Source organism: Massilia sp. BKSP1R2A-1, assembly GCF_050586525.1.
GTDB lineage: Bacteria > Pseudomonadota > Gammaproteobacteria > Burkholderiales > Burkholderiaceae_D > Telluria.
The window spans coordinates 138773-161138 of sequence record NZ_JBOBRE010000001.1; the positions used below are offsets into that span (position 1 = coordinate 138773).

At 68.4% G+C, this 22366-nt stretch carries 22 protein-coding genes; 20 read left to right on the plus strand and 2 right to left on the minus strand.

Annotated elements, in window-relative coordinates:
• Positions 1-15 precede the first annotated feature (15 nt).
• The 8 genes from ACQ7JA_RS00595 (at position 16) to ACQ7JA_RS00630 (ending at position 9989) form a co-directional block, all read left to right on the plus strand.
• The gene (locus ACQ7JA_RS00595) at positions 16-1194 is read left to right on the plus strand and encodes a sugar phosphate nucleotidyltransferase (RefSeq protein ID WP_430893905.1); all 1179 of its coding nucleotides are present in this window, start codon (positions 16-18) and stop codon (positions 1192-1194) included.
• Positions 1191-2609 (plus strand): mannose-1-phosphate guanylyltransferase/mannose-6-phosphate isomerase, encoded by a 1419-nt coding sequence (locus ACQ7JA_RS00600; protein ID WP_430893907.1) that lies wholly within the window; start codon positions 1191-1193, stop codon positions 2607-2609. Before ACQ7JA_RS00595 ends, ACQ7JA_RS00600 begins: the two co-directional genes overlap by 4 nt.
• A gap of 123 nt (positions 2610-2732) precedes the next feature.
• Positions 2733-3479 (plus strand): PEP_CTERM-anchored TLD domain-containing protein, encoded by a 747-nt coding sequence (locus tag ACQ7JA_RS00605; protein WP_430893909.1) that lies wholly within the window; start codon positions 2733-2735, stop codon positions 3477-3479.
• Between the two features lie 150 nt (positions 3480-3629).
• A complete protein-coding gene (locus ACQ7JA_RS00610) occupies positions 3630-4673 on the plus strand; it encodes a TIGR03790 family protein (protein WP_430894497.1) in 1044 nt (347 codons plus the stop codon).
• 119 nt (positions 4674-4792) lie between these two features.
• Positions 4793-7771 (plus strand): ExeM/NucH family extracellular endonuclease, encoded by a 2979-nt coding sequence (locus ACQ7JA_RS00615; RefSeq protein ID WP_430893911.1) that lies wholly within the window; start codon positions 4793-4795, stop codon positions 7769-7771.
• 21 nt (positions 7772-7792) lie between these two features.
• Entirely contained in the window at positions 7793-8371 is a 579-nt protein-coding gene (locus ACQ7JA_RS00620; RefSeq protein ID WP_430893913.1) for an NF038129 family PEP-CTERM protein, read from the plus strand.
• A 158-nt stretch (positions 8372-8529) separates the two neighbouring features.
• The gene (locus ACQ7JA_RS00625; RefSeq protein WP_430893915.1) at positions 8530-9249 is read left to right on the plus strand and encodes a winged helix-turn-helix domain-containing protein; all 720 of its coding nucleotides are present in this window, start codon (positions 8530-8532) and stop codon (positions 9247-9249) included.
• An 8-nt stretch (positions 9250-9257) separates the two neighbouring features.
• Positions 9258-9989, plus strand: coding sequence for a LuxR C-terminal-related transcriptional regulator (locus ACQ7JA_RS00630; RefSeq protein ID WP_430893917.1), 732 nt, complete (start codon positions 9258-9260; stop codon positions 9987-9989).
• Positions 9990-10023: 34 nt separating this feature from the next.
• Here the strand turns inward: ACQ7JA_RS00630 and ACQ7JA_RS00635 are convergent, their stop codons facing one another.
• A complete protein-coding gene (locus ACQ7JA_RS00635; protein WP_430893919.1) occupies positions 10024-10341 on the minus strand; it encodes a hypothetical protein in 318 nt (105 codons plus the stop codon).
• A gap of 317 nt (positions 10342-10658) precedes the next feature.
• Here ACQ7JA_RS00635 and ACQ7JA_RS00640 point away from each other — a divergent pair, with 317 nt between their 5' ends.
• The 12 genes from ACQ7JA_RS00640 (at position 10659) to ACQ7JA_RS00695 (ending at position 20596) form a co-directional block, all read left to right on the plus strand.
• Complete coding sequence (locus ACQ7JA_RS00640; protein ID WP_430893921.1) at positions 10659-11075, plus strand: hypothetical protein; 417 nt, start codon at positions 10659-10661, stop codon at positions 11073-11075.
• A gap of 157 nt (positions 11076-11232) precedes the next feature.
• Entirely contained in the window at positions 11233-11664 is a 432-nt protein-coding gene (gene gspG / locus ACQ7JA_RS00645; RefSeq protein ID WP_430893923.1) for a type II secretion system major pseudopilin GspG, read from the plus strand.
• A gap of 63 nt (positions 11665-11727) precedes the next feature.
• Entirely contained in the window at positions 11728-12921 is a 1194-nt protein-coding gene (locus ACQ7JA_RS00650) for a type II secretion system F family protein (protein WP_430893925.1), read from the plus strand.
• Positions 12918-14615, plus strand: coding sequence for a GspE/PulE family protein (locus tag ACQ7JA_RS00655; RefSeq protein WP_430893927.1), 1698 nt, complete (start codon positions 12918-12920; stop codon positions 14613-14615). The genes ACQ7JA_RS00650 and ACQ7JA_RS00655 overlap by 4 nt, the downstream gene beginning before the upstream one ends.
• Positions 14608-15432 (plus strand): hypothetical protein, encoded by an 825-nt coding sequence (locus tag ACQ7JA_RS00660; RefSeq protein ID WP_430893929.1) that lies wholly within the window; start codon positions 14608-14610, stop codon positions 15430-15432. Before ACQ7JA_RS00655 ends, ACQ7JA_RS00660 begins: the two co-directional genes overlap by 8 nt.
• A gap of 2 nt (positions 15433-15434) precedes the next feature.
• Positions 15435-15983: a PilN domain-containing protein gene (locus ACQ7JA_RS00665; RefSeq protein WP_430893931.1), complete on the plus strand. Its 549-nt coding sequence runs from the start codon at positions 15435-15437 to the stop codon at positions 15981-15983.
• Positions 15980-16555: a hypothetical protein gene (locus ACQ7JA_RS00670; RefSeq protein ID WP_430893933.1), complete on the plus strand. Its 576-nt coding sequence runs from the start codon at positions 15980-15982 to the stop codon at positions 16553-16555. Before ACQ7JA_RS00665 ends, ACQ7JA_RS00670 begins: the two co-directional genes overlap by 4 nt.
• Entirely contained in the window at positions 16552-17085 is a 534-nt protein-coding gene (locus ACQ7JA_RS00675; RefSeq protein WP_430893935.1) for a hypothetical protein, read from the plus strand. The genes ACQ7JA_RS00670 and ACQ7JA_RS00675 overlap by 4 nt, the downstream gene beginning before the upstream one ends.
• Entirely contained in the window at positions 17085-19079 is a 1995-nt protein-coding gene (locus ACQ7JA_RS00680) for a secretin N-terminal domain-containing protein (RefSeq protein WP_430893937.1), read from the plus strand. The genes ACQ7JA_RS00675 and ACQ7JA_RS00680 overlap by 1 nt, the downstream gene beginning before the upstream one ends.
• A gap of 2 nt (positions 19080-19081) precedes the next feature.
• Positions 19082-19552 carry a type II secretion system protein gene (locus ACQ7JA_RS00685; protein WP_430893939.1) on the plus strand — a complete coding sequence of 157 codons (471 nt, stop codon included), beginning with the start codon at positions 19082-19084 and terminating at the stop codon, positions 19550-19552.
• An 8-nt stretch (positions 19553-19560) separates the two neighbouring features.
• Entirely contained in the window at positions 19561-19938 is a 378-nt protein-coding gene (locus ACQ7JA_RS00690) for a type II secretion system protein (RefSeq protein WP_430894498.1), read from the plus strand.
• The gene (locus ACQ7JA_RS00695; protein WP_430893941.1) at positions 19925-20596 is read left to right on the plus strand and encodes a type II secretion system protein; all 672 of its coding nucleotides are present in this window, start codon (positions 19925-19927) and stop codon (positions 20594-20596) included. Before ACQ7JA_RS00690 ends, ACQ7JA_RS00695 begins: the two co-directional genes overlap by 14 nt.
• Before the next feature lie 39 nt (positions 20597-20635).
• Here the strand turns inward: ACQ7JA_RS00695 and murJ are convergent, their stop codons facing one another.
• The gene (murJ, locus tag ACQ7JA_RS00700) at positions 20636-22186 is read right to left on the minus strand and encodes a murein biosynthesis integral membrane protein MurJ (RefSeq protein WP_430893943.1); all 1551 of its coding nucleotides are present in this window, start codon (positions 22184-22186) and stop codon (positions 20636-20638) included.
• Positions 22187-22366: the final 180 nt, after the last annotated feature.

Sequence of the window (22366 nt, forward strand, 5' to 3'; positions counted from 1 at the left end):
ATTAAGGACGGTCTGATGAAAGCCATGATTCTCGCTGCAGGCAAGGGCACGCGTGTACGCCCGCTGACCTATGACCTGCCTAAACCCATGATCCCGCTGCTGGGAAAACCCGTGATGGCCTACCTGGTCGAACACCTTAAGAAGCATGGCGTGACCGAAATCATGGTCAACGTCAGCTGGCTGCACGAAAAAATCGAAGAGTACTTCGGTGAAGGCGAGCAGTTCGGGGTGCAGATCGGCTATTCCTTCGAAGGCTATATCAAGGACGATGGCGCGGTGGTGCCGGAACCGATCGGCTCGGCCGGCGGCATGAAGAAGATCCAGGAATTCGGCGGCTTCTTCGACGATACCACCATCGTCCTGTGCGGCGACGCCCTGATCGACCTCGACCTGAAGGCCGCCCTGCTCGAGCACCGCCGCAAGGGCGCCATGGCCTCCGTCATCACGAAAGAGGTGCCGTGGGACAAGGTTTCCTCATACGGCGTGGTGGTCACCGACGCCAACGGCCGCATCACCGAGTTCCAGGAAAAGCCGTCCGAGGCCGAAGCCAAGTCCAACTTCATCTCGACCGGCATCTACATCTTCGAGCCCGAGGTCATCGACCTGATCCCGTCGGGCGTGCCCTTCGATATCGGCTCCGAACTCTTCCCCCTTTTGGCAGAGCGCGGCCTGCCGTTCTACGCCCAGGGCCGTCCTTTCAACTGGCTCGACATCGGCACCATGAGCGACTACTGGGAAGTGCTGCAGACGGTGCTGACCGGCGAAGTCAACCACATGGACGTGCCGGGCATCCAGATCGAGCCCGGCGTCTGGACTGGACTGAACACCAGCATCGACTGGAACGGCACCACCATCGAGGGTCCGGTCTACATCGGTTCCAACGTGCGCATCGAAGCGGGCGCCCGCATCGTCGGCCCGACCTGGATCGGCCACGGCAGCCACATCTGCGAAGGCGCGGAGGTGGTACGCAGCGTCTTGTTCGAATACACACGGGTGTTGCATGATGTAACATTGCATGAAATGATAGTTTTCAAGGATTACAGTGTCGACCGCAAGGGCGAAATGAAACATGCCTCGGAATATTCGTCCGAGGAATGGGTCAACGCGCGCGACCGCCGTCGCTCACGCCGCAAGGAAGAAGCCAGTCAGGCCAGTACCGAAGTAGAAAAAATTTCAGAGAAAGTTAGCGCATGAAAATTTACCCAGTCATCCTCTCCGGCGGCGCCGGCACCCGCTTGTGGCCGCTGTCGCGTGCGGTACTGCCCAAGCAGCTCCTGCCCCTGGTCGCCGACAAGACCATGCTGCAGGAAACCGCGCAACGCGTGGCCGGCTGGCCGGGAGTGATGGCGCCCCTGGTGGTCTGCGGTAATGACCACCGTTTCATGGTGGCTGAGCAGTTGCGTGAGATCGGCATCACGCCGCTGGGCATCCTGCTCGAGCCTGTCGGCCGCAACACCGCGCCGGCGGTGGCGGCCGCCGCCAACTACCTCAAGAGCATCGACCCGGAAGCGCTGATGCTGGTGCTGCCGGCCGACCACGTGATCGAAAACGGCGCCGCCTTCCGCGACGCCGTCGAGCGCGCCGTGACCCTGGTGGGCCAGGGCAAGCTCGCCACCTTCGGCATCGTGCCGAAGTCGCCGGAAACCGGCTATGGCTACATCCGCCGCGGCGAAGCGGTCGCCAACTGCGGCGACTGCTACTCCGTCGCGCGCTTCGTCGAGAAGCCGGATGCCGCCACCGCGCAGAGCTTCCTGGACGAAGGCGGCTACTACTGGAACAGCGGCATGTTCATGTTCGGCGCTTCGCGCTTCCTCGACGAGCTGCAGCAGCATGCGCCGCAGATCGCGCTCGCGGCCGAGAAGGCCGTCAGCACCGGCTACCGTGACCTCGACTTCTGCCGCCTGGAAGAGCAGGCCTTCACCGACAGCCCGTCCGATTCGATCGACTATGCGGTGATGGAAAAGACCCGCGACGCCGCCGTGGTGCCGGCCGATATCGGCTGGAACGACGTCGGTTCCTGGTCGGCGCTGTGGGAAGTCCAGCCCAAGGACGCCGACGGCAATGCCCAGCGCGGCGACGTCTACCTGGACGGCGTGAAGAATTCGCTGGTGCGCGCCGAATCGCGCATCGTGGCCGTGGTCGGCGTCGAAGACATCGTCGTGGTCGAAACCCAGGATGCGGTGCTGGTGACCCACAAGGACCAGGTGCAGCGGGTCAAGCAGGTGGTCGACCACCTGAAATCGAAGGCGCGTACCGAGCACCTGCACCACACCCGCGTCTACCGCCCCTGGGGCCACTACGAGGGCATCGATGCGGGCGACCGCTTCCAGGTCAAGCGCATCACCGTCAAGCCGGGCGAGAAGCTCTCGCTGCAGATGCACCACCACCGCGCGGAGCACTGGGTCGTGGTCTCGGGCACCGCGCGCGTGACCTGCGGCGACACCGTCAGCCTGCTGTCCGAGAACGAGTCGACCTACATCCCGATCGGCATGAACCACCGCCTGGAAAACCCGGGCAAGCTGCCGCTGCACATCATCGAAGTGCAGTCGGGCAGCTACCTCGGCGAGGACGACATCGTCCGCTTCGAGGACATCTACAAGCGCGCCTGATCGGGGTCCGGCCCCGCCGCCGCCAGGTGGCGGGGTCATCCGCGCTTGCACGGCGGAACCGTGCGAACCCTCGCGTCAACCCGGGCGTAGAATTCCCCGACGTGAACCGATGAGGGGAAATCCATGAAATCATTCGTTGCGGCCGGTACCCTGGCCATGACCGTGACCCTGGGCCTGGCGGCGCCGGCGGCGCAGGCGCAGAACGGCGGCACCCTGCTGGACCTGACCCTGTATGGCCAGCTCGAACGCTGGCTCGGCGCCGGTCCGCTGGACCTGCGCAACATCTACACCCGCGAATTCGGCCACAACTCGCGCGACTTCCACAGCGCGGCCGACGGCGCCGGCATGACCTTCACGCTGCTCCAGGTCAGCAACGACCTCGGCAACAGCTGGATCATCGGCGGCTACAATCCGCAGAGCTGGTCTTCCAGCGACGGCTGGCACGAAACGCCGAATGACTGGCAGCGCACCGCCTTCATCTTCAACTACACCGATGCGCAGCTGTGGCGCCAGGTCATGAGCGACAACATCCTGCCCAGCCGCGGCATCCGCCAGACCTACAACGACCCCAACCACGGACCGACCTTCGGCGCCGGCCCCGATCTGTTCGTCAACGACCGCCTCAACGCGGCCCTCTCCTGGCAGGTGAGCTATGGCGGGGGCGAAGAGGGCATCAGCATCATCGACGGCAGCACGGGCGGCCAGCTGTTCCGGGTCGATGCGCTCGAGGTCTACTCGATCTCCCTGGTGCCCGAACCCGGCCAGAACGCCATGCTGGCGGCGGGCCTGGGCCTGCTCGGCTTCACCGCCTGGCGGCGCCGGCAGCGCAAGGCCGTGCCGGCGCGCGCCGCCTCGCCAGCCAGGCATTGAGGCAGGGCAGGGCGGCGGAAAACGCCGGCCATGCGTGAGCTGACAGAATGGCAAGCTATGGCATGATGTGCGGCTGCGCGCGCAGGTGCAGCTGAGGCCTGCCTGCGCTCGATTCCTGACATCATTCTTTTAGCGACGACCTTGCGACCGATGCCCCTGCGCCTGCGCGCCTTGCTCCGCTTCCTGCTCTCCCTCGTCCTGGGCTGCGCCGCGGCCCTGCATGCGCCAGGCGCCCTGGCCGGGCTCAAGCCGAACGAGCTCGCCATCGTCATCAACGAGGACGATCCGGACAGCGTCGCCGTCGGCGCCTACTACCGCCAGCGCCGCGACATCCCGGCCGCCAACGTCATCAAGGTGCGCATTCCCGGCAAGCCGCAGCGCCTCACGCCCGCCCAGTTCCGCCTGCTGAAGGAAGAAATCGACAGCAAGCTCGGCCCCACCATCCAGGCCGTCCTGATGATCTGGACCGCGCCCTATGCGGTGGACTGCAATTCCCTGACCGGCGCCTATACCCTGGGCTTCGACGGCGCCCAGTGCGCCAAGACCTGCGCCGCCGGCCAGCCCAGCGCCTATTTCAACAGCAAGTCGGCGCAACCGTTCAAGGACCACGCGATGCGGCCCTCGATGCTGCTGCCGATCAGCTCGGTGAAGGAAGCCAAGGCCCTGATCGACCGCGGCGTGGCGGCAGGCTTCCGCACCGTGCCGGCCACCGCCTACTACCTGGCGACCTCGGAAAAGGCGCGCAACAGCCGCGCCGGCTTCTTCCCGCCGCCGGGCAGGGTGCCGGCGCGCCGCCTCACCACGAAGGTGATCCAGGGCGACGTGCTCGAGGGCGCGCGCGACGTGCTGATCTACCAGACCGGCATGGCCCAGGTCGCCAAGCTCGACACCCTGCAGTTCGTGCCCGGAGCCCTGGCCGACCACCTCACCTCGCTGGGCGGCGACCTGCTGGGCACGAGCCAGATGAGCAGCCTTCGCTGGCTGGAAGCGGGGGCGACGGCCAGCTACGGCACCGTCAGCGAGCCCTGCAACCACTGGCAGAAATTCCCGAATCCCACCGTCCTGCTGCGCCGCTACCTGGGCGGCGACAGCGCCATCGAAGCCTACTGGAAGAGCGTGGCCTGGCCGGCGCAGGGGCTGTTCATCGGCGAGCCGCTGGCCGCGCCGTATCGGGCCGGTCCGCGAGGACGCTGAGCCCCACTGCATCACCCGGAAAGAGGATTGGTCCGTTCGGATCAATCCGTGGTCATCATGTTGTCAATTTGTGCATTTAATATGCATTTGTTAACACCTCACCATGACCCGGGACCTTCATGAAAAACCTCGTTGCATCGATCCTGCCGCGCCGCACCCTGCTGGCGACGCTGCTGGCCGGCCTGGCCGCCACGGCCTACGCCGACAACAACCTCGTCGTCAGCCAGATCTACGGCGCCGGCGGCAATAACGGCGCCACCTATAACCGCGACTTCATCGAGCTGTTCAACCGCAGCGCCGAGCCGCTCAGCCTGTCCGGCCTCTACCTGCACTACCATTCGGCTACCGGCACTGGCGGCAGCAGCGTGCTGGCGCTCCCGGCCGACACGCTCGAGCCCGGCCAGTACTACCTGATCACGTTCGCGACCGGTAACAACGGCAGCACCCTCGACAATGGCGACCTGGACAGCAAGGCCTTCAGCATGGGCGCGAGCGCCGGCCGCGTCTCGATCTCGACCCGTTCGACTTCCATTCCCGCAGGCAGCGCGGACGCGTCGATGGTCGAGATCGTCGGCTTCGGCAATGCCAACGTCTCCGAGACCGCGGCCGCGCCGTCCCCTTCGGCTACCACCAGCATCTCGCGCAAGGGCGCGGGTTGCATCGATACCGACAATAACGCCGCCGACTTCACGGCCGGCGCCATCGCGCCGCGCCGCAAGTCCACCCCGTTCGCTGCCTGCGACAACGGTCCGGTCGCCGCGCCGATCGTCCTGAACTGCCCGGCCAGCCTGCCGGCCCAGCAGGGCAGTGCAGCCTCCGCAATATTGCAGGCCAGCGACAAGGACAGCATCGTCAGCAATGCGGCCATCGTCTCCAGCGCCGTCGCCGGCATCAGCCTGTCCGGCTTCACCCCGGCAAGCGGCGCCGGCGGCAGCGCCAGCGTGACCCTGGTGGCGGACGCCAGCCTCGCCACCGGCAACTACCCGGTCAAGGTGAGCTTCACCAACGATGCCGGCCAGGAGGCGAGCTGCATCGTCAACGTCGGCGTGGCCGGCCAGCTGCGCATCCCGCAGATCCAGGGCAGCGGCGCCGCCAGCCCCTACGCGAACACCGTGCAGTCGACCGAGGGCGTGGTCACGGCAAGGCTGGGCAACAGTTTCTTCCTGCAGGACCCGAACGGCGACGGCGACCCGACCACCTCGGACGGCATCTACGTCTTCAACAGCAACGCCGCCCTCGTCACCGGCATCGCCGTGGGCGACCGCGTGCGCATTACCGGCAAGGTGGTCGAATACCGTCCGGGCAGCGCGCCGCGCACCTATACCGAATTCACCGAGCTCACCGCCGTGAACAAGGTCGGCAGCGGCAGCATCAACCCGACCAATGTCGAACTGCCGAACGCCGACCTGGCGCGCTACGAGGGCATGCTGGTGCGCTTCGTGACGCCGCTTACCGTCAACCAGAACAAATACCTGGGCGAGCGCGGCGAGCTGACCCTGTCCCATGGCCGCCGCGAGAACCCGACCAACCGTCACCCGGCCGGTTCGCCGGAAGCGGCGGCGCTGGCGAAGGAAAACGCCGCCAACGAAATCGTGCTCGACGACGGCATCTTCAGCACCCCGGCCGTGATCCCCTACCTGTTCGAGGACGGCACCGTGCGCGCGGGCGATACCGTGAGCGGCCTGACGGGCGTGCTCGACTACGGCGCGATCGGCGGCGGCGGCGCGGCCTTCAAGGTCCAGCCGACGGAAGAGCCGCGCTTCGCGCGCGACAACCCGCGCAGCGCGCCGCCGCAATTGCCGGCCGGTGTGAAGGTCGCCAGCGCCAACGTGCTGAACTTCTTCACCACCTTCACCAACGGCCGCGACGCCTGGGGCAAGACCGGCCAGGGCTGCACCGTCGGCAGCACCACCTCGGCCGGCGAGTGCCGCGGCGCCGACAACCTGGCCGAGTTCGAGCGCCAGCGCAAGCAGATCGTCGCCTCGCTCAAGGCCCTGGATGCCGACGTGGTCGGCCTGATGGAAATCCAGAACAACCGCGACGTGGCCGTCGGCTACCTGGTCGAGCAGCTCAATGCCGCCATCGGCCAGCCCACCTATGCCGTGGTGCCGGCCCCGGCCACGACCGGCACCGACGCCATCCGCGTCGCCATGATCTACAAGCCGGCCGTGCTCACGCTGCAGGGCGGGGCGCTGTCGGACGGCGACCGTGTCAACAACCGTCCGCCGATGGCCCAGACCTTCAAGGCCGGCAACGGCGGCGTCTTCTCGGTGGTGGTCAACCACTTCAAGTCCAAGGGCGGCTGCGGCGGCGCCAGCGGCGGCGATGCGGACCCGGGCAACGGCCAGGGCTGCTGGGACACCGCGCGCCTGAACCAGGCCAAGCGCCTGACGGGCTACTTCCTGCCGCAGGTGGTGCAGGCCTCCGGCGACCCGGACGTGCTGGTGATCGGCGACCTGAACGCCTACGCCTTCGAGAACCCGATCAATCACCTGACCGCCAGCGGCATGGTCAACCAGATCGAGCGCTTCGTGCGCCCGGCCGGCATGCCCTACTCGTATGTGTTCGACGGCACCGCAGGCTACCTCGACCACGCCCTGGCGACGAACAGCCTGAGCGCGCAGGTGGCGGGCGCCGCCGAGTGGCACAACAATGCCGACGAGCCGGAGACCCTCGACTACAACCTGGGAGACACGCCGTCAGACCCCTACCGTGAGGGCGCCTACCGGGCCTCGGACCACGACCCGGTGGTGCTGAGCCTGAACCTCACCGCGCCGACCGTGGACGTGACCGCCTCGGTGAAGATCGTGCGCAGCGGCGTGAGCCTGAACCGCGCCACCGGCAAGTACAGCGGCACCGTGAGCTTCACCAACACCAGCGGCGCGCTGCTTACCGGCCCGCTGCACCTGCGCCTGGACGGCTTGACGGCCGGCGTCACCCTCGACAACAAGTCGGGCGAGCAGGGCGGTGCGCCTTACTTCACGCTGCCGGGCGGCGGCCTGGCGCCGGGCGCCACGGTGACCGTCACGACCGTGTTCGGCAACCCGGCCAAGGCCGCGATCAACTACACCGCAAAGCTGATCTCGGGCACCTACTAATACAGATACAGGAAACACACCATGTTCAACACCAAAGCACTCTTCGCCCGCGCACTGCTGGCCCTTACCTTTGCCTTGGGCGCGATGCCCGCCTTCGCCGGTCCGCTGTACAAGGTCGCGATCGACACCTCCGCGCCATCCTTCTCGACGGCCCGCTTCCTGGATCTCCAGTTCCTGGGGCTGGGCAGCGCCGGTCCCGCCACGGCGTATGTGAACGGCCTGAGCGGCGACTTCGCCGGCTTCACCCTCGACGGCGAGGCCACGGGCGACCTGCCCGGCGGTTTCACCATCGGCAATGGCGGCGGTTTCAATGCCGTGCTGCTGGACCTGCAACCGGGCGGCCTGTTCCAGTTCGAAGTCAGCTTCGACCGTGCCGACCTGGGCGACGGCACCACCTTCAGCATCGGGCTGCTGGATGAGACCTACGAGAACCTGCTGGGCGCCCTGGTGCGCATCGAGCTGATGCCGGGCCTGGACGATGTGGTCGACGTGCCGAGCGGCGCGGTCGATGTGACCGCCGTGCCGGAGCCGTCGGACTGGGCGCTGCTGGCCACCGGCCTGCTGCTGCTCGGCCTCACGCGCCGTTACGCACGCCGCTGAGCGACTCTCTCTTAAGCAAGGCAATGTGAACACCTGCTTCGGCAGGTGTTTGCATTTATAGCAAAAAGGAATAAATTCTTAAGAGAAATTGTATTTATCAGCTTGCGGCGCTTGCGGCATAGTCGATTCATCAACGCATCCAGACATCGCCGTCGCCCATGTCCGCCCACGTCCTCGTGCTCGACCCCGATCCCGCGATCCAGCGCCTGCTGCTGCAGAATCTCGGCGCCGCCGGTTACGAGACCTCGTCTTGCGCCAGCGCCGAAGCGGCCTGGCTGCTGTTCGAGGAGCGCCTGCCGGACATGCTCCTGCTCGAGTGGGAATTGCCGGGGCAGAGCGGCGAGGCCCTGCTGCGCCGCCTGCGCGCCCGGCAGCGCACCCGCGAGCTGCCGGCCATCATGCTGAGCCGGCGCAGCCTGGAGGCGGACAAGGTGCTGGCGCTGGAATCCGGCGCCGACGACTATCTCTGCAAACCCTTCGGCCCGCGCGAACTGCTGGCGCGCATGCACGCGCTGCTGCGCCGGCGCGCGCCCCAGCCCTGCCTGGATGCGGTCCAGCTGGCCGGCCTGCGCCTCGAACCCGGCACCCAGCGCGCCAGCATCGGCGCGCGCCGCATCGCCCTCGGTCCGCTGGAGTACCGCCTGCTGGCCTTCCTGATGCGCCACCCCGAACGCGTCTTCACCCGCTCCCAGCTGCTCGACGGCGTCTGGGGCAGCCATGCGGTGGTCGACGAGCGCACGGTCGACACCCACGTCGGGCGCCTGCGCGCCGCGCTGGGCGCGAGCCACCAGGGCCACATCGAGACGGTGCGCGGCACCGGCTACCGCTTCGCCGCCTGGCCGGCGCGGCCGCGCCTGCGCTGGCCATCGGCCGCCTGAAGCGTCGCATGGTCATCCTCAGCAAGCTGGAGCAGGAATACCTGCTGCGGACCATCGAGTCCGGCGTCGACCTGGCGGACCTGCGCTCCCTGTTCCTGTGGGCGCAGGGGCCGCTGCAGGCGCTGCTGCCGCACGAAGCCCTGCTGTGCCTGCAGCTCGACGGCGGCGGACATGTCGTGCGCAGCGAATGCCTGCACCGCGCCGTACTCGACGGCAGTGCGCTGGACCTGCTCGCCAGGTTCGGGGTTCAACTGGCGGAGGCCTGGCGCGCCGGTCCTGGCCTGCCGGCCGTGCTCGACCCGGACGCGCCGTCCGGACAGCTGGCCGGCTGCCTGGCGCTGCTGCGCGAGAGCGGCTTCGACAATGTGCTGGTGCATGGCAGCGCGCCGCTGGAACACGGCGCGACCCTGTTCGCGCTGTTCGGCCTGCCGTTCCGGCCGGGGCCGCGCCATGGACACTTCCTGCAGCTCCTGCTGCCTTACCTGCACATGGGACTGCTGCGCGCGCCGGGGCGCGCCCTGGCTCGGGGCAGGGTGGAGCAGCCGCTGCGGCCATTGAGCGCGCGCGAGCTGGCCATCCTGGCCTGCGTGCGGGCGGGACGGAGCAACGAGGAGGCCGGGCAGGCCCTGGGAATCAGCGGGCTGACGGTGAAGAACCACCTGCAGCGCATCTACCGCGCGCTCGGCGTGGCGAACCGGGCCCATGCGGTGGCCCGGTGCCTTGAGCTGCGGCTGCTGTGAGAGAAGCGGCGCCGGACGGCGCCGCCGGGAGGAATCAGGACTGGGTGGCTTCGCCGGCGTTGGCGGCGCGGCGCATGGCGTCGACGCGGAAGGCTTCGGCATTGCCGTCGATGATGCGCAGGCTGGCGCAACCTTCGGCGGCGCAGTCCGGCGCCGGCATGTTCGGACCGGTGGCGGCGACGGCAGGGGCGCCGGCGGCCGGAACGGCGCTGACAGGGGTGGTCGCCGGGGCGCTGATCACGGTCGATGCCAGCTGCGTTGGCATCCCGGCTTCCTGCTGGCCTGCGCCGCAAGCGGTCAGGAGGGCGGTCAGGGCGATGGCGGTAACGGTACGGGGGCTGGAGAAGTTCATGGTGCGTGTAGAGCAAGCTCGTCGGTAATGAAGCTATTGTAGTGAGTAAATTTTTCCGGTGCTCAATTTATTTCGTTATCGAACAGCAAAGATTAAGATTTAGAAATAGAATTGAACGAAGTTGCGCGCAGTTGGGTGAAGATGGCTTTTCGTGCCCAAACGAAATAAAAAATTCTCCAAGGCAAATGATGACGTATAGCAACAACCAGCGTTGCTCTGCCGCGACGTAAAAAACGCCAGATTTTCTTTCTGTCACGAACGGCCGTGCATATCGTGATTCGCTTGACCACATTTGGCAGAGAAGGGAAGATGAAGCCATGCGAACACTCATCCTTGTCCTCCTCCTCGGCTGCGCCGCCTGCACAAGCAATGCCCAGGACCCGGCACGCGCGCCGGTCCAGGCCCCGGCAAATGCGGCGGCCGCGCCGGCCGGCGACACCCTGGCCCGGATCCGCGCCATGACCAGGGACGCCACCTGTACCGAGCACGGCCAGTGCCGCACCGTCGCGATCGGCGCCAACCCCTGCGGCGGCCCGCAGGAGTACCTGCCGTATTCATTGACGCGTACCGACGAAAAAGCCCTGCTCGAACTGGCCGCCCGCCACAAGGCCGAACGCCAGGCGCAGAACCAGGCCAGCGGCATGGTGTCGACCTGCCGCCATATCCCCGACCCGGGCGCCGTCTGCACGGCCGGCGCCTGCCAGCTCGGCGCCTCCTCGCCGTCCCCGCGCTGAGCGGCGTCAAGGCAAGTCCCTGGCCGGCCGCGGCGGCAGGGCGGCTGCCGCGTTTGATGGCACAATGTAAAGAAATCTTGTCGGCGTTCAGGAGGGCGTGTTAGCCTTCTTGCACGCTTACTAACGAAGCATGGAAGAGTCACGAGGAGCAGGTCGGATGCAAGCCCTTTCACAACAGCGCGCCCGCCAGGCGGGTTTCACCCTGCTCGAACTGCTGGTGGTGATCGTCATCATCGGCCTGCTGGCCGCCTATGTCGGCCCCAAGTATTTCTCGCAGCTGGGCAAGTCCGAGGTGACGGTGGCCAAGGCCCAGATCGAAGCCTTCGACAAGTCGCTCGACACCTACCGCCTCGACGTCGGCCGCTACCCGACGGCCGAGGAAGGCCTGGGCGCCCTCATGACGGCGCCGCCCAGCGCCGGCGCCAAGTGGAACGGCCCCTACCTGAAGAAGGGCGTCCCGCCGGATCCCTGGGGCCACCCCTACCAGTACCGCGCGCCGGGCAGCAAGGGCGAGTACGAGATCGTCTCGCTGGGCAAGGACGGCCAGCCGGGCGGCAGCGGCGACAATGCCGACATCTCCTCGCAATAATCCGGCGGTATACTGCGCTTCCCTGATCGAACCGATTTCCTGATTTTCCCCGGGCCCGTCTTCATGCAGTTCGCCGTTCGCACCCTCGCGCCCGACATGTCGATCTCCAGCATCGTGGTCGATGCCGCCGACGCGGTCGACGCCCGCCGCCAGGTCGAGGCGCGCGGCCTCTTCGTCAGCAGCATCGAGCCGGCGCGCGCCAGCCCCTTCGCCGGCTTCGGCAAGAAGGGCGGGGGCCTGGCCATCGTCCTGTTCAGCCAGGAGCTGCTGGCCCTGCTCAATGCGGGCCTGGGCATCGTCGAGGGGCTCGAGGCGCTGCTGGAAAAGGAAGCCAGCCCGGGCGCGCGCGGCGTGCTCGAACGCCTGCTGGGCGGCCTGCGCGAAGGCAAGCGCTTTTCAAGCGTGCTGGCCGCCCAGCCCGACCTGTTCCCGCCGCTGTATGTCGGCATCGTGCGCGCCGCCGAAGGCACCAGCGACCTGCCGCGCGCGTTGAGCCGCTACATCGACTACCAGCAGCGCATCGACACGGTGCGCTCGAAAATCGTCAGCGCCTCGATCTACCCCGTCATCCTGCTCATGGTCGGCGGCGGCGTCAGCGCCTTCCTGATCGGGTACGTGGTGCCGAAATTCGCCGAGGTCTACCATGGCGCCGGACGTTCGCTGCCCTGGATGTCGCAGCTGCTGCTGGACTGGGGCCAGTTCGCGTCCAGCCACGGCACGGGCATTCTGATGACCGCCTTGCTGCTCCTGGCCGGCGCGGTTGCCGGGGTGCGCCATCTGCTGCGCACCGGCGGCGTGGCGCGCATGCTGGCGCGCCTGCCCGGCATCGGCGAGCGCGCCCGGATCTATGAACTTTCGCGCCTCTACCTCACGCTCGGCATGCTCACAGAGGGCGGCATCACCATCGTCAGCGCCATCGATACCGTGCAGCCCATGGTGTCGAACAACCTGCGCAAGAGTTTGATGAGCGCGCGCGCCGCGGTCGAATCGGGCCAGCCGCTGTCGACCGCCTTCGAGGCCAACGGCCTGACCACGCCGATCTCGCTGCGCATGCTGCGCGTGGGCGAGCGCACCGGCGACATGGGGCCGATGCTGACCCAGTCGGCCGCCTTCTACGACGGCGAGATCACGCGCTGGATCGACCGCTTCACCCGCACCTTCGAGCCGCTGCTGATGGCGGCCATCGGCCTGGTGGTGGGCGCCATCGTGGTGCTGCTGTATATGCCGATCTTCGACCTCGCCGGGGATATGTCGTGAGCGTCCAGCCCGCCGACAATCTGCTCGACCCCGGCCTGCTGGCCCGCGCCCGCGCGCTGGCCCAGGCCTCGCGCCGCGGCCTGGTGGCCGAGCTCGAAGGACTGACCGGCCGCGAGCCGCGCCAGATCGTGCGCGAGCTGGCGGCGCCCTTCGGCCTGCCGGTGATGGAGACGGCCGCCATGCTGGCCTCGGTGCCGGCCTTCGACCTGCTGCCGCTGGCGCAGGCGATGTCGCGCCACTGCGTGCTGCTGCGCGACGGGGCGGGGCGCCTTTCCGGCGTGCTGGCCGACCCCTTCGACCTCGACCTGCAGACCTGGCTCGGCGCCCAGGCCCGCGCCACCCCGCGCAATCCGCTGCCCCTGTCGCTGGCCCTGCAGTCCGACATCCAGGCCTATCTCTCCAAGCAGGAGGAGTCGGCGCGCGCGGTCGACAGCCTGGTGGGCGGAGCAGGCGATGCGCGGCGCGACGGCAAGTCGGCCCAGGTGCTGTCCTTCGCTTCCGTCTCGGAAGCGGGCAGCCCGGCCGTCAAACTGGTCAATTCCACGCTCTACGATGCGCTCAAGGCCGGCGCCTCGGACATCCACCTGGAGAGTACCGCCAGCGGCCTGGCGGTGAAATACCGGGTCGACGGGGTGCTCGACCATGCGGCCACGGTGGGCGGCGTCGAGCTGGCCGAGCACATCATCTCGCGCCTGAAGGTGCTGGCCGAACTCGACATCGCCGAGCGCCGCATCCCCCAGGACGGCAGCTTCCGGGTCGAGTCCGGCGGGCGCGACATCGACCTGCGCGTCTCGATCATGCCCAGCATCCACGGCGAGGACGCCGTGATCCGTATCCTCGACAAGCGCGCCATGATCGAATCCTATGGCGCCCTCACCCTCGAAGCGCTGGGATTCGACGCGCCGTCGCTCGCCACCCTGCGCACCCTGGCCCAGGAGGCCTACGGCATGCTGCTGGTGACGGGGCCGACCGGCTCGGGCAAGACCACGACCCTGTACGCGGCGCTCACCGAGATCCACAACGGCCGCGAAAAGATCATCACCATCGAGGATCCGGTCGAGTACCAGTTGCCCGGCATCCTGCAGATTCCGGTCAACGAGAAAAAGGGGCTGACCTTCGCGAAAGGCCTGCGTTCGATCCTGCGCCACGACCCCGATAAAATCATGGTCGGCGAGATCCGCGACCGCGAGACCGCCGAGATCGCGGTGCAGTCCGCGCTGACCGGCCACCTGGTCCTGACCACGGTCCACGCCAACAACGTGTTCGACGTGTTCGGCCGCTTCACCCACATGGGCATCGACCCCTACGCTTTCGTGTCGGCCCTGAACGGCATCTGGGCCCAGCGCCTGATCCGCATGAACTGCCCGCACTGCGCCACGCGCTACGAGCCGGATACGCTTGAACTGTCCTCGGTCCACCTGGCGCGCGAGGACGTCGCCGGCTATGTCTTCATGCGCGGCAAGGGCTGCGGCGACTGCCGCGGCACCGGCTACCGGGGACGGCGTTCGATCGCCGAGATCCTCACGCTCAACGACGAGATCCGCGAGCTGATCGTCGACAAGCAGCCGATCCGCCGCATCAAGGCCGCGGCCCAGGCCAACGGCACCCGCAGCCTGCGCCTGGCGGCGCTGGACCTGGTGCGGCGCGGCGCCACCACCATCGACGAGATCAAGCGGGTGACCTTGCATGCGTAGGAGATTCGGACAGTCGCTGCGTCTCGGCATCGCGCCGGATGGCCTCGCCCTGCTGCGCACGGGCGGATGGCCGACGCCGTCCGCCGTGGTGCTGGCCGTGCAGCCGGTGGAGGCGGGCGCCCCGGACGCGCTGGAAAACGGCCTGCGCGCATTGCTGCAGGAAGCGGCCGCGGACAATGGCTTGCGCCGCTGGCCCCTGAGCGTGGTGCTGGCCGACGAACTGGTGCGCTTGTGGCAGGTGCCGCCGCCGGCGGGCGCCACCCGTCCTGGCGACCTGCAGGCCGCGGCTGCCCTGCGTTTCCAAGCCCTGTTCGGCGCGATGCCCGCGCCTTGGCGCATCAGCGCGGACTGGAGCGCCAGCCAGCCCTTCCTGGCCGCGGCCGTGCCGGAAGCGCTGCTCGCGCTGCTGGAATCGCTCGCGCGCGAGCACGGCTTCTACCTCGTCGAAGTGGCGCCGCAATTCGTCGCGGCCCTGAACGCCACCAGGCGCCGGCGCCGTCCGGGCGCGTGGTTCGGCCTGGTCCACGGCGGCGTGCTGTCGCTGGCCGCCTACGATGGCGTGCTGCTCGCCGCCGTGCGCACCGCCGTGATTCCGGATGGCGCCGACCGCGAATGGCTGGAAGCCCACGTCGCGCGCGAGGCGCTGCGGGTGGGCGTGGGCCGGCCGGAGCGGCTGCAGCTGAGCGGCCCCGCGCCGCGCGGCTGGGCGAGTTCCAGCGGCCGCCTGAAGTTCGCCTGCACCCTGCTGGAGGACGAAGACCCCGTCCCCGGCTGGCCGCTGCACGCGCTGCTGGCCCGCACCGGCACGGGAGCCTGAGAATGAAACGCGTCCAGATCGATTTCGCACCGCGCTCGCTGCGCCGCACGCTGCTGCGCACGCCGCCGCGCAGCGCCGGTTTCCTGTTCGCGGTGGCCGCCCTGTGCTTCACTACCGTGATGACCTTCTCGCGTTACCAGGAAGACCAGGCCGAGCTCGACGCCCTGCAGGCCGCGCTCGCGGCAAGGTCGACCGCGGCGCGGCCGCTGCCGGTCGTGGCCACGCCGAAGGTGATGGTGTCCGAGGCCCAGGCCCGGGCGGTCAACGACGCCATCATGCAGCTGAACCTGCCCTGGCGCGATCTGCACGAAGCCGTGCGCGCCGCGACCCCGGACAACGTGGCCCTGCTGGCGCTCGAACCCGATGCGAAGCGCCGCACCCTGCGCATCACGGCGGAAAGCCGCAACGCCGACGACATGCTGGCCTACGTCGCGCGCATGCAAGAGCAGGACTGGTTCGGCGCCGTGACCTTGAGCCGCCACGAGATCGTCGAGCAGGATCCGAACCGGCCGCTGCGCTTCCAGCTCATCGCCCAGTGGGGTGGCCAATGAGGCAGGTCTCGCTGGCCTCGCTGTGGCTGCGCCTGCGGGTCGCGGTGGCGCGCATGAACCCGGTGCTGGCCGCCGCCGTGCTCCTGCTGCTGGGCTGTATCGTCGCCTTGAGTTGGCTGGGCGCGGCGCGCATGCGGGTGGCGGACGAGTACGCGGCCGCGCGCGCCGCGGCTGCCCGCCCGGCCCCGCCGCCGCCGCCGCCCCCGGCCCCGGGCGCCGACCAGAACCTCGCGCATTTCCATGGCGCGCTGGGCCAGCGCCGCGGCGTGGAGCGCCAGTTGAAGGAGGTGTTCGCGCTGGCCGACCGGCATGGGCTGGCGCTGCGCCAGGGCGAATACCGCAGCAGCGAGGATCGCGCCGGCGGCTTCACCACTTACCAGATCAACCTGCCGGTCAAGGGCCGCTACGACGCGATCTGGGCCTTCGCCTTCGACGTCCTGCGCGCGCTGCCGCACGCCTCGCTGGACGACGTGAACTTCCGCCGCGACGCGATCCGCGAAGAGAACGTCGAGGCGCGCCTGCGTCTCACCCTCTACCTGTCGGCGGCGGCCGGCCCGGGAGGTACCCAATGAAGCCGCGCCACATCGCGATGGCCGTGGCCCTGGTGCTGGCCGCCGGCCTGGTGGTCTTTGGAGACAAGACGCCCGAGGATGCCGTGGCCGAGCCGGTCGAACGCGCGGCAATCAAGCCGGCGGCGCCGGGCGTGAGAAGCGCGTCGGGAAAAGACGCGGCGCCCGCGATCCTGCGGCTGCAGCCGCGCGAGACCCTGATCGGCGGCGGCGAGCGCTTCGGCCAGGAGGGTCCGGCCGTGTTCGGGCGCCAGGACTGGACCCCGCCGCCGCCGCCCCCGCCGCCCGCGCAGGCCGCGCCGCCGCCACCGCCGCCGAGTGCGCCGCCGCTGCCCTTCACCTATATCGGCAAGTCGCTGCAGGAAGGCAGGTGGGAGATCTTCCTGGCGCGCGGCGACCGCACCTACCTCGTGCGCGAGGCCGCCGTGATCGACGGCACCTACCGGGTCGACGCGATCAAGCCGCCGGTGCTGACCCTGACCTACCTGCCGCTGAACCAGGTTCAGCAGCTCAATATTGGAGTATTCGACTGATGCTTCGCATACCTGTTCGCGCCCTCGGCGCGGCCTTCGGGGTCCTGCTGCTGGCCAGCTGCGCAGGGCAGCGCGCCTACCAGGAGGGCAATGCGCTGCTGGCCCAGGACCAGGTCGCGGCCGGCCTGGCCAAGTACCAGGAGGCGGTCGCCGCCGACCCGGGCAATGCGCAATACCGCACCGCCTTCCTGGCCGCGCGCGACAAGGCGGCCACGCGCCTGGTCCTGCAGGCCGAGAACGCGATGGCGGCCGGCCAGGTCGAGGAGGCGCTGGGGGCGTACCGCCGTGTGCTGGCATTCGACCCGGCCAACGAGCGCGCCCGCGCCGGCCTGCGCCAGGTCGAGGCGGACCGCCGCCACGCCGGCATGCTGGACGCGGCCCGCGCGGCCTTCGAGCGCAAGGAATACGACATCGCGCGCCACAAGCTGAGCGCCATCCTGACCGAGCGCCCCAGCCACGAGGCGGCGCGCCTGCTGCAGATCGAGGTCGATGCGGCCGCGAGCAGCGCGCCCACCGGCGAGGCGGCGCTGGCGGCGTCCTTCCGCAAGCCGATCAGCCTGGAATTCCGCGACGCGCCGCTCAAGCAGATCTTCGAGATCATCTCGCGCCACTCGGGCCTGAACTTCATCTTCGACAAGGACGTCAAGGCCGACGCGCGCAGCTCCATCTTCCTGAAGAACAGCACGGTCGAGGCGGCGGTCTACTACCTCCTGATGACCAACCAGCTCGAGCGCCAGGTCATGGACGGCAATACCATCCTGATCTACCCGAACGTGCCGGCCAAGCTCAAGGAATACCAGGAGATGACGGTCAAGACCTTCTTCCTGGCCAACGCCGAAGCCAAGAACATCGCCAACACGTTTAAAACCATCCTGAAGTCGCGCGACGTGGTGGTCGACGAGAAGCTCAACCTCGTAATCCTGCGCGACAGCCCGGAAGCGGTGAAAGTGGCGACCCAGCTGGTGGCCCTGCAGGACGTGCCGGAGCCGGAAGTCATGCTCGAGGTCGAGGTGCTGGAGATTAAGCGCAGCAGCATCATGGACCTCGGCATCGCCTGGCCGCGTGCGCTGTCCTTCGCGCCGCTGGCGGGCCTGGACGGCGAACCGGTCACCATCAGCCAGCTGCGCAACCTGAACCAGGCCAACGTCATGGTCGACGGCGCGGTCGCCACCGTCAACGCCAACAAGGCCGACGGCGATTCCAACACCCTGGCCAATCCCCGCATCCGCGTGCGCAACAAGGAAAAGGCCAAGGTCGTGATCGGCGAGAAGATCCCGAACATCTCGGCCACGGTGTCCTCGGGCGTGGGCGGCTTCGCCTCCGAGACGCCGAACTACGTCGACGTGGGCCTGACCCTGAACGTCGAGCCGACCATCTACCTGAACAACGAAGTCGGCATCCGCATCTCCCTGGAGGTGAGCACCCTGGGCGAAGCGGTGACGACCCGCTCGGGCAGCGTCGCCTACCGCATCGGCACCCGCTCGGCGACCACCTTGCTGCAGCTGAAGGATGGCGAGAACCAGGTGCTGGCGGGCCTGATCAGCAACGAAGACCGCTCCAGCGGCAGCAAGGTGCCGGGCTTCGGCGACCTGCCGGTGGTGGGCCGCCTGTTCGGCAGCACCCGCGACCAGACGGACCGCACCGAGATCGTGCTGTCGATTACGCCGCACCTGGTGCGCACCGTGCAGCGTCCGGCCGCCGGCGCCTCCGAATTCGGCGCCGGCACCGAGGCCAGCTTCCGCCGCCGCCCGGACAGCACGGTGAGGGCGCCGGTGCAGCTGCCGGTCACCGTGAGCACGGCGCCGCGCGCGGCTCCCGCAGGCACGCCAACGCCGGCGCCGGCGCCGCCTCCGGCAAGCGAGCGTCCGTTCTCGGTGCCGCCGTCGCAGCTGCCGTCCTTGCCATCCGGTAGCTCGCCGCCCGCCGGGCAGCCGGCCATCCAGGTGACGCCGGTGCCGGCGCCGCCGCCGGCCACGAATACACAGGTCCAGTAAGCATGGCAAGGCGCGGCTTCACCCTCATCGAGCTGCTGGTCACCCTCGCAATCCTGGCCCTGCTGGGAACCATGGTGGTGCCGGTGGCGCAGATCACGTCCCAGCGCCGCGACGAGGCCGAGCTGCGCCGCTCGCTGCGCGAGATCCGCGCCGGCATCGACGCCTACAAAAAGGCGAGCGACGAGGGCCGCGTGGCGAAGGCGGCGGGGGCGACCGGTTATCCGCCGCGCCTGGAGATGCTGGTCGAGGGCGTGCGCGACATGCGCAGTCCGAAGGAAGCGAAGATCTACTTCATGCGGCGCCTGCCGCGCGACCCGTTCTACACGGACCCGGAAACCCCGGATGCCGACACCTGGGGCAAGCGCAGCTACGCCAGCGAACCGGACGAGCCGAAGGAGGGCGAGGATGTCTACGACGTGTACTCGATGTCGGAGAAGCCCGGCCTGAACGGCATTCCCTACCGGCGGTGGTGACGATGACGATGCCGCGGCGCCTGCGCGCCTTCACCCTGATCGAACTGCTGGTGGTGCTGGGCATCGTGGCCTTGCTGCTCACGCTCGCCGTGCCGCGCTTCTTCCCCAGCATCGACAGCAGCCGCGAGACCATCCTGCAGGAGAACCTGAGGAACACCCGCGCCATCATCGCCCAGTTCCATTCCGACACCGGACGCTACCCGGAATCGCTCGAGCAGCTGGTGGAAAAGAAGTACCTGCGCGAGCTGCCGATGGACCCGATCCTCGAATCGCGCGACGGCTGGATCGTCGAGCCGCCGCCGGAGGGCGAGCAGGGCATGGTCGGCAATGTGCGCAGCGGCGCGCCCGGCAACGACCGCAAGGGGCAGCCCTATGCGGAGTGGTAAGGCGCGTCAACGGGGCTTCACCTACCTCGGGCTGATCGTCTTCGTCTTCATCATCGGCCTGGTGGGCGCGGCCACCTTGAAGGTCGACGCCCTGCTGCGCCGCGCCCAGTTGGAAAAGGAGCTGCTGGAGACGGGCGCACAGTTCAGCGCGGCCCTCGACAGCTATGCGAAAGCCACCCCGCGCGGCCAGCCGCGCGCGCCGCTGACCCTGGAGGAGCTCTTGCGCGACAAGCGCTTCCCGAACCCGCGCCGCCACCTGCGCAAGATCTTCATCGACCCGGTCACCGGCAAGGCCGAGTGGGGCCTGGTGCGGGCAGGGGAGAGTGGTCCCATTCTCGGCGTGCACAGCCTGTCGCAGGCCACGCCGCTGAAGCAGGCGAATTTCGACGCGCGGTTCTCGGGCTTCGAGAACCGGGAATATCTGTCGGAATGGAAGTTCATGGCGCAGGAAACGGGGGCGCCCGTGCGGGTCCAGCCGAATGCGCCCGGCCGGCCGGGAACGCCACCGGCCACGCCACCGCCGCCGCAGCCGCCCACGACGCCGGACCCGGAACCGCCGCAGGACGAACCGCCACCGGAAGAGCCGCCCGCGCCGCCGGAAGAGCCGCCTGAGGAACCCCAGGAGCCGCCCGGCCAGTCGCAGGATTCCGGCCGCTGAGTCGCGCCGCGACGTGCCGGTGCTGCGGAACCGGCGCGCTTATTTCGCGCGGCGCTTGAAGTCGCGCGGGCGGAAGCCCAGCAGCATCAGGACCGCGAAGTAGGCGACGGCAGCGGCCGCGATGATGGCCGCCAGCGCAGCGGCACGCAGCAGCGGCGTGGCGCGCAGCGCGATCCAGTCGAACTGCAGCTGGCCGAACCAGCACACCGCGCCCATCACGACGACGGCGACCAGCAGCTTCACGAAGAACTTGCCCCAGCCCGGCTGCGGCACGTAGATCTGGCGGCGGCGCAGGCCGGCATACAGGAAGGAGGCGTTGATGCAGGCGCCCAGGCCGATCGACAGGGCCAGGCCGGCCGTGCCCAGCAGCGGCACGAAGACCAGGTTCAGCAGCTGTGTTACCACCAGCACGCCCACCGCGATCTTCACCGGCGTGCGCACTTCCTGGCGCGCATAGAAGGCCGGCGCCAGGGTCTTCACCAGGATGAAGCCGAGCAGGCCGGCGCTGTAGGCCATCAGGGGCATCGAGGACGCCGCCACGTCGCCGGCATCGAACACGCCGTAGTGGAAGAGGGTGGCGATCATCGGTACGGCGAGGGTCGCCATGCCGACCGAGGAGGGCAGGGCCAGCAGGAAAGTCAGGCGCAGGCCCCAGTCCAGCAGCGAGGAGTATTCCTGGGTGTCGCCTTCGGTATTCGCCTTGGCGAGGCTCGGCAGCAGGATGGTGCCCAGCGCCACGCCCAGCAGGGCGGTGGGGAACTCCATCAGGCGGTCGGCGTACTGCAGGGCCGTCACCGCGCCGGCCGCGAGGCTGGCCGCAATGGTGGTGTTGATCAGGAGGCTGATCTGGGCCGCCGACACCGCGAAGACGGCCGGCCCCATCTTGCCGAGCATGCGGCGCACGCCGCTGTCGCGCAGGCCGACAAAGGGATTCAGGGACAGGCGCGGCATCATGCCGAGCTTGACCAGCGAGGGGATCTGGATCGCCACCTGGGCCAGGCCGCCGACGCAGACGCCCACCGCCATCGCGTAGATCGGCTGCTCGAAGTAGTCCGCCAGCACCAGGGCCGAGACGATGAAGGAGATGTTCAGCAGCACCGGCGTGAAGGCCGGGATCTTGAAGTGGCGCCAGGTATTGAGCACGCCGCTGGCCAGGGCCACGAAGGCCATGCAGGCGATGTAGGGGAACATCATGCGCGTCATCAGGACCGCGGCGTCGAAGGCCGCCGGTTCGCGCTGCAGGCCGCCGCCGATCAGGTAGATCAGCACCGGCGCCGCCAGGATGCCGACGATGCTGGTCAGCACCGTGGCCCAGATCAGCACGGTCGCCACATGGTCGACGAGGGATTTGGTGGCTTCCTGGCCGTGCTTGCTCTTGTACTCGGTGAGGATGGGCACGAAGGCCTGGGAGAAGGCCCCTTCGGCGAACAGGCGCCGCAGCAGGTTGGGCAGGCGGAAGGCGATGTTGAAGGCGTCAGTGAAATTCGAGGCGCCGAAGGTGGCGGCAAACAGGCTGTCGCGCAGCAGACCGGTGATGCGGGACACCATGGTCATACTGGAAATGGCGGCGAGGGTACGGAGCAGGTTCATGGCGGGCGATTATACTTGGGCAATACCCTGGCACGTGCCCCGGTGGAGACATTTATGCATTTATGAATTGCCCTGAACCGTTTCCTTCGCTATAATCGTGGGCTGTACTGAATTCTGTTAGCAGACACGAATCGTTGGGCGGGCACGCAAGATGCCAGTTTCACTCGCGAATGTTTGCAA

Coding starts and splice junctions, on each gene's coding strand:
- ACQ7JA_RS00595 (WP_430893905.1), top strand. CDS start 16: ATGAAAGCCATGATTCTCGCTGCAGGCAAGGGCACGCGTGTACGCCCG.
- ACQ7JA_RS00600 (WP_430893907.1), top strand. CDS start 1,191: ATGAAAATTTACCCAGTCATCCTCTCCGGCGGCGCCGGCACCCGCTTG.
- ACQ7JA_RS00605 (WP_430893909.1), top strand. CDS start 2,733: ATGAAATCATTCGTTGCGGCCGGTACCCTGGCCATGACCGTGACCCTG.
- ACQ7JA_RS00610 (WP_430894497.1), top strand. CDS start 3,630: ATGCCCCTGCGCCTGCGCGCCTTGCTCCGCTTCCTGCTCTCCCTCGTC.
- ACQ7JA_RS00615 (WP_430893911.1), top strand. CDS start 4,793: ATGAAAAACCTCGTTGCATCGATCCTGCCGCGCCGCACCCTGCTGGCG.
- ACQ7JA_RS00620 (WP_430893913.1), top strand. CDS start 7,793: ATGTTCAACACCAAAGCACTCTTCGCCCGCGCACTGCTGGCCCTTACC.
- ACQ7JA_RS00625 (WP_430893915.1), top strand. CDS start 8,530: ATGTCCGCCCACGTCCTCGTGCTCGACCCCGATCCCGCGATCCAGCGC.
- ACQ7JA_RS00630 (WP_430893917.1), top strand. CDS start 9,258: ATGGTCATCCTCAGCAAGCTGGAGCAGGAATACCTGCTGCGGACCATC.
- ACQ7JA_RS00635 (WP_430893919.1), bottom strand. CDS start 10,341: ATGAACTTCTCCAGCCCCCGTACCGTTACCGCCATCGCCCTGACCGCC.
- ACQ7JA_RS00640 (WP_430893921.1), top strand. CDS start 10,659: ATGCGAACACTCATCCTTGTCCTCCTCCTCGGCTGCGCCGCCTGCACA.
- gspG (WP_430893923.1), top strand. CDS start 11,233: ATGCAAGCCCTTTCACAACAGCGCGCCCGCCAGGCGGGTTTCACCCTG.
- ACQ7JA_RS00650 (WP_430893925.1), top strand. CDS start 11,728: ATGCAGTTCGCCGTTCGCACCCTCGCGCCCGACATGTCGATCTCCAGC.
- ACQ7JA_RS00660 (WP_430893929.1), top strand. CDS start 14,608: ATGCGTAGGAGATTCGGACAGTCGCTGCGTCTCGGCATCGCGCCGGAT.
- ACQ7JA_RS00665 (WP_430893931.1), top strand. CDS start 15,435: ATGAAACGCGTCCAGATCGATTTCGCACCGCGCTCGCTGCGCCGCACG.
- ACQ7JA_RS00670 (WP_430893933.1), top strand. CDS start 15,980: ATGAGGCAGGTCTCGCTGGCCTCGCTGTGGCTGCGCCTGCGGGTCGCG.
- ACQ7JA_RS00675 (WP_430893935.1), top strand. CDS start 16,552: ATGAAGCCGCGCCACATCGCGATGGCCGTGGCCCTGGTGCTGGCCGCC.
- ACQ7JA_RS00680 (WP_430893937.1), top strand. CDS start 17,085: ATGCTTCGCATACCTGTTCGCGCCCTCGGCGCGGCCTTCGGGGTCCTG.
- ACQ7JA_RS00685 (WP_430893939.1), top strand. CDS start 19,082: ATGGCAAGGCGCGGCTTCACCCTCATCGAGCTGCTGGTCACCCTCGCA.
- ACQ7JA_RS00690 (WP_430894498.1), top strand. CDS start 19,561: ATGCCGCGGCGCCTGCGCGCCTTCACCCTGATCGAACTGCTGGTGGTG.
- ACQ7JA_RS00695 (WP_430893941.1), top strand. CDS start 19,925: ATGCGGAGTGGTAAGGCGCGTCAACGGGGCTTCACCTACCTCGGGCTG.
- murJ (WP_430893943.1), bottom strand. CDS start 22,186: ATGAACCTGCTCCGTACCCTCGCCGCCATTTCCAGTATGACCATGGTG.